The organism is Thermoflexus sp. (genome assembly GCF_042408365.1).
Classification (GTDB): Bacteria; Chloroflexota; Anaerolineae; order Thermoflexales; family Thermoflexaceae; genus Thermoflexus.
Genome location: NZ_JBHOQJ010000135.1, coordinates 21,674 through 27,875 on the forward strand (window position 1 = coordinate 21,674; position 6,202 = coordinate 27,875).

A 6,202-nucleotide genomic window follows, 5' to 3' on the forward strand; every position below is an offset into this window, starting at 1 on the left:
TCGGCGCAGGGAGGCCGGGGCCAACCCCGGCGCTCCGTTTATGGGCAGGCCGGGGACCTTCCCTGCTGCCTTCGCCTCCTCCATCTATGCCATAATGGATAGGGGCACGCCAGGCGTGCCCCTATCTGTTGTTCGCATCTGTCGACGGGAGGAAGGGAATGGCCGCGCGGCGCGCGCTTTCGTTCCAGGAGATCATCCTTCGGCTGCAGGAGTTCTGGGCGGAACAGGGATGTCTGATCTGGCAGCCTTACAGCGAGAAGGTGGGGGCTGGGACCATGAACCCGGCCACGGTGCTGCGGGTGCTGGGTCCCGAGCCCTGGCGGGTGGCCTATGTGGAGCCTTCGTACCGGCCGGCGGACGGGCGCTACGCGGAGAACCCGAACCGGATGCAGCTGCACCACCAGTTCCAGGTGATCCTCAAGCCCGACCCCGGCAACCCCCAGGAGCTCTACCTGGAAAGCCTCCGGGCCCTGGGGATCGACTTCCGCCGCCACGACATCCGCTTCGTCGAAGATAACTGGGAGTCCCCGGCCCTGGGGGCTTGGGGGCTGGGTTGGGAGGTCTGGCTCGACGGGATGGAGATCACCCAGTTCACCTACTTCCAGCAGGCCGGCGGCCTCCCTCTGGACCCCGTGGCGGTGGAGATCACCTACGGGCTGGAGCGGATCGCCCTCTACCTCCAGGGGGTTCCCTCCGTCTGGGAGCTGAATTGGGACGGGGCCCACACGTACGGGGAGATCCTGAAGCCGTCCGAGATCGAGCACTGCGTGTATAACTTCGAGCTGGCCGACATCGAGCGGCTCCGGGAGCTCTATCAACACTACGAGGCGGAGGCCCGGGCTTGCATCGAGCGCGGCTTGGTGATCCCGGCCCACGATTACGTGCTCCGCTGCTCCCACACCTTCAACCTGCTGGACGCCCGGGGGGCGATCGGGGTGACCGAGCGCGCCCGCTACTTCGCCCGCATGCGCGACCTGGCGCGCCAGGTGGCGATGCTCTACTTGCAGCAGCGGGAGCGCTTGAACTACCCATTCCTAAAGAAAGCCCCGCCCGCGCCGGCGCCCGCGCCAACGCCCCCGTTTCCCGTTGTGGAGACAGCGGCGGATTTCCTGTTGGAGATCGGGACGGAGGAGCTGCCGGCCCGGGATCTGGAGGCCGCCCTCGCCCAGCTCTCCGCGAACGCCCCGGCCATGTTCGATGAGGCCCACCTGGCGTACGAGGCCCTCGAGGTCCACGGCACCCCCCGCCGGCTTGTGGTCTACGTCCGCCGGTTGCAACCCCGCACGCGGCCGGTGGAGACTTGGGTGAAAGGCCCTCCGGCCCATGTGGCCTTCGATGCCGAAGGCCGGCCGACCCCTGCCGCCCTCGGCTTCGCCCGCGCCCAGGGAGTGCCTGTGGAGGCCCTCACGGTGCGGGATCTGCCGGAGGGGCGATACGTCGGGGCGCTCAAGCGGACGGAGGGGCAGCCAACGGTCCCGGTCCTCGCCGGCCTCCTCCCTCGCCTGATCGCCAGCCTGAAGTTCGAGCTGAGCATGCGTTGGAACGGCAGCGGCGTGGCCTTCTCCCGACCCATCCGCTGGCTCGTCGCCCTCTACGGCCGCGAGGTCATCCCCTTCACCTACGCCGGGGTCTCCAGCGGCCGGGAGACCCGGGGGTCCCGTCCCGGGGGTTCGCCGGTGATCCGCCTGCAACAGTCGGCCGATTACTTCCCCGCCATGCGTCGGGCCCGGATCGTGCTCTCCCCGGAGGAGCGCCGCGCGCGGATCTGGAGGCAGCTCCAGCGGCTGGCCGCGGAGGTGGGAGGGACCGTGCCGGAGGATCCGGAGCTGCTCCGGGAGGTGGCCAACCTGGTGGAAACGCCCACGGTGTTGCGGGGGCGTTTCGATGAGGAAGCCCTCCGCCTCCCCCGCGAGGTCCTGATCACGGTCATGCGCAAGCACCAGCGCTACTTCCCGGTGGTCGGTCCGGACGGCCGGCTGCTCCCTTATTTCCTGGCAGTCCGCAACGGCGGACGGCGGGGGCTGGAGATCGTGCGCGAGGGGAACGAGGCGGTGTTGCGGGCGCGCTTCGCCGACGCCGCGTATTTCTACGAGCACGACACGCGGCAGCCCCTGGAGGCCTTCCTCCCCCGCCTGGCCACCCTCACCTTCCAGGAGCAGCTCGGCTCCATGCTCGACAAGGCGCGCCGCCTGGAGGCCCTGGCCCCCGCGATCGGGGCGATGCTGGGCCTCAACGAGGAAGAGAGGCGCGTCCTGGCCCGGGCGGCCCACTTGTGCAAGGCGGACCTCGCCACCCAGATGGTGATCGAGTTCACCGAGCTTCAAGGGGTGATGGGGCAGGAATACGCCCGGAAGGGCGGCGAGCCGGAGGCCGTGGCCGTCGCGATCTTCGAGCATTATCTCCCGCGCTTCGCCGGGGACGCCCTGCCGCAAACCCGGCCGGGGATCGCCCTGGGGATCGCCGATCGCTTGGATTCCCTGGTGGGCCTCTTCGCCGTCGGGCTGGCGCCCACGGGCTCGGCGGACCCCTACGGCCTGCGCCGCGCGGCCGCCGGCCTGGTCCAGGTCCTCACCGCCCATCGCCTGTCGTTCTCCCTCTCGAAGGCCATCGCCGCGGCGGCCGCCGTCCAGCCGGTTCCGGTGAGCCATGAAACGGTGGAGGAGGTTCGCGCTTTCTTGATCGGCCGGCAACGGGCAGCCCTTCAGGAGGCGGGATACCGCTACGACGTGGTCGAGGCGGCCCTCGCCGCCCGGGGCGACGATCCGGCTCAGGCGGCGGAGACGGCCGCAGCGCTTCAACAGGCCGTGCAACGGCCGGATTGGGCGCGGCTGCTCGCTTCCTACAGCCGGTGCGTGCGGATCCTGCGCAAGGCCGAAAGCGAGGGAAGCTTTCCCGCCCCGGAGGTGGATCCAACGCGCTTCCAGACCGAGGCGGAGCGGACCCTGTGGGACGCCGTGCAGGAGGCCCGGGATCGGGTGCGACCGGATCGCCCGGTGGAAGACCTCGTGTCGGCGCTGGAGCGCCTGGCGCCGGTGATCGATCGGTTCTTCGAGGAGGTGCTGGTGATGCATGAAGAGGAAGCGATCCGCCGCAACCGCCTGGCCCTCCTCCGCGCCGTCGCGGATCTCGCGAACGGCATCGCCGACCTCAGCCGACTGGAGGGATTCTAGCGCGGCCCATCGCCGCGTAGCCTCCCCAACGCGTACGGTGGGAGCCGAAAGGTTTTCCATCCTCCCTCCCCACGGCCCCAAGGGCCGTGGGGAGGGAGGATCCAGGGGGGTGAAGCCCTTCCCCATCCTCCCGCGAGGCCTGAACAGCAGCGCTCAGGATTAATACGCCCCCTCCCCTACAATGACCCGAGGGATTGTACGGAGCATGATCTCCAAATCCAACAGCGGCGACCAGTTCTCGATGTAGTAGATGTCCAGCAAGCACATCTCATCGAAGGTGAGATCGCTGCGTCCGGAGATCTGCCACAGCCCGGTCATGCCGGGGACTGCGGCCAGGCGCTGGCGCTGCCAAGGCTTGTAGGCCGCCACCTCCGAGGGAACCGGCGGGCGCGGCCCGACCAAGCTCATCTCCCCCTTCAGCACATTGAACAGCTGGGGCAGCTCGTCCAAGCTCAGCCGGCGCAGGATCCGACCGACCCGCGTGACCCGCGGATCGTTCCGGATCTTAAAGAGCGGGCCGCTGGCCTCGTTCAACGCCCGTAACTGCTCCTGTTCCTGCTCCGCGCCCACCCGCATCGTCCGGAATTTATACATCGTGAACAACCGTCCATCCTTCCCCACCCGCGTCTGCCGAAAGATGACCGGGCCGGGGGAGTCCAGCTTGATCGCAAGGGCGATGAGGGCCATCAGCGGCGCCGAAACCAGAAGCAACAGCGAGGCCAAGATCAAATCCATCGCCCGCTTGATGCGGAACTGCCCCGGGGAGAACCGCACCTCCCGCACCCCGATCAACGGGATCCCATCCAGATCCTGCACGTCGAGGCGGCTCAGGGTGAGCTGGAAAGGATCCGGGACAATCCGCACAGAGACCCCACGAGCTTCGCAATGCTGTACGGCCTCTTGAATCCGATCATAGAAAACCATCGGCAATGTGATGATGACTTCATCCACCGAGGTTTCCCGCAGAACCCTGGGCAGATCGTCCAGGGTGCCGTGGGCGCGAAACGGGCCGATGTCGGTGCGGGCCTTCTCCGGATCGTCGTCCACAAAGCCGATGATTCGATATCCCAGCTCCGGCCGGGCCAGGGCCGCCCGCATCACCGCTCTTCCTAAATCCCCCGCCCCCACGATCAAGGCCCGCACCACCCCGATGCCCCGCCGGCGCAGCATCCGCTCCGCCCGGCTCTCCAGGAAGCGCAGAACCCCCAGCAACAAGACCAACAGCAGAGCGGCCTCGAGGAACATCAACCGGGAATAGAAGAGGGACTGCGAGAAGAACACCACGGCCATCAGCACCAGGGTGCTCTTGGCCACCGCGTTGAGGATGCGATACATCTCCTCCAGCCACGGCGCCCCCATCTGCGGGGGATACACCCGATCCAGACGGAACAACAACAGGAGGAGGATGGTCCAGGCGATCTGGAAGGGGATGTAGGCGGAAAACGGAGCATCGAAAGTGATTTCGCGGAACCATTCCCACCGGTAACGCATCAGATAAGCCAATACGAAGGCGGCCTGGATCACGGCAAGATCCAGGCCGATCCGAAGCCACCGCCACCACCACGGGATCCTTCGGTCCGCCATGGACTGGAATTCCCCTGACTCTGCCTATGTGGGTCTTGGAGATCCTCGGGATTAGGGCCGCCGAAGGTTTTTTCCCATCCCTCCCCGCGGCCCAAAGCGCCGCGGGGAAGGGGAAGAAGGGGAGAGCAGCCACACCTATCTATCGAATGTTATCGAAACTCAAGCGGACAAATCGTTATGCGTAATTTTATTATAAAGCGCCACAGTGGCCTCCGCGGTGGCCTCCCAGGTAAATCGGCGGGCGCGCGCCAACCCCCGGCCCCGCAGCGTTTCCCGAAGCTCCGCATCGCGCACTAGGGAACGGATCCCCTCCACCCAGCCCTCGACATCTCCAGGATCGATCAGCAGACCCGCCTCCCCAACGACTTCCGGAAGGGAGGACGCCCGGGCAGCGATCACTGGAGTCCCACAGGCCATCGCCTCCAGCGGAGGCATCCCGAACCCTTCATACCGCGAGGGATAGGCGAAAAGGGTGGCCGCATTATACCACAGCGGAAGCTCGGCATCCGGTACGAATCCGATCCAACGCGCCCGACCCTCCCGCTCCAGGTCCCACAACCGCGGGAGGAAAGCCGGCTTCCAACCCTTCCCCCCCACGAGGATCAGCGGCACCGGCGGGGTCAAGCGGGCGACGGCCTCCAGCAGGACCTCCAGGTTCTTCCGCGGCTCCAGCGTTCCTACGTAGAGGATAAACGGATCCGGCAGGCCATAGCGGGCCCGGAACGCGGCCACCTCCTCCAACGGCCGAGGGCGAAAGCGGGGATCCACCCCGGGATAGGCCACTGCCACCCGTTCCGGGGGAAGCCCCCAGAGGCGGATCAAATCCTCCCGGGCCGCTTGGGAGATCGTCAGGATCCCCGCCGCGCGCTGGCAGGTGAGGCGGGTGAACAAGCGCAGATAGGCCCGGTTCCCCGCCCGAAAGGCTTGCGGATATCGAACGAAGCTTAAATCATATACGGTGACCACCACCGGCAGGCGGAGGGCCAGCGGCGCCACAAAGGCCATGGCATGAAGCAGATCCCAATCCCCCCGGGCGAGGAGCAGCGGGAAGGCCAGCTGTTCCCACAGGATACGGATCAGCGGCTGATGGGTTGGCCAGCGCGTGCGAACCCAGCGGATCCCCGGCGCATCCGGAGGAGCGGAACGCGGCCCGATGAACGCCGTGAAAGCGATCCACGGCGCTTGCCGAGGCAAGCGCCGCAGGACCTCATAGATATAGCGATGGATCCCGGCGCTCCGATAAGACGCCTCGCCGGCCAGCAGCTGCGCGTTCAGGGCGATTCGAACCCGAGCGGCATCCGAGCGCACGCGGTGGGCTCCTCAACCAGGATGGTTGGCTTCATCATCATAGAGTTTACGCACAATTGCGGGAAGAGAAGCCTTTTCGGACTGCGGGCGCCCGAGGGGCCGCGGTGAGAGGGGAAGGGTTTTGGGGTGGGGGGGGGGGG

At 67.1% G+C, this 6,202-nt stretch carries 3 protein-coding genes; 1 reads left to right on the forward strand and 2 read right to left on the reverse strand.

The window, feature by feature from the left end; translation table 11 throughout:
• Positions 1-158 precede the first annotated feature (158 nt).
• A complete protein-coding gene (gene glyS, locus ACFMO5_RS06210; protein ID WP_376791890.1) occupies positions 159-3,170 on the forward strand; it encodes a glycine--tRNA ligase subunit beta in 3,012 nt (1,003 codons plus the stop codon).
• Between the two features lie 159 nt (positions 3,171-3,329).
• Here the strand turns inward: glyS and ACFMO5_RS06215 are convergent, their stop codons facing one another.
• Complete coding sequence (locus tag ACFMO5_RS06215) at positions 3,330-4,754, reverse strand: undecaprenyl-phosphate glucose phosphotransferase (RefSeq protein WP_376791891.1); 1,425 nt, start codon at positions 4,752-4,754, stop codon at positions 3,330-3,332.
• Between the two features lie 159 nt (positions 4,755-4,913).
• Complete coding sequence (locus ACFMO5_RS06220; protein WP_376791892.1) at positions 4,914-6,062, reverse strand: glycosyltransferase family 4 protein; 1,149 nt, start codon at positions 6,060-6,062, stop codon at positions 4,914-4,916.
• Positions 6,063-6,202: the final 140 nt, after the last annotated feature.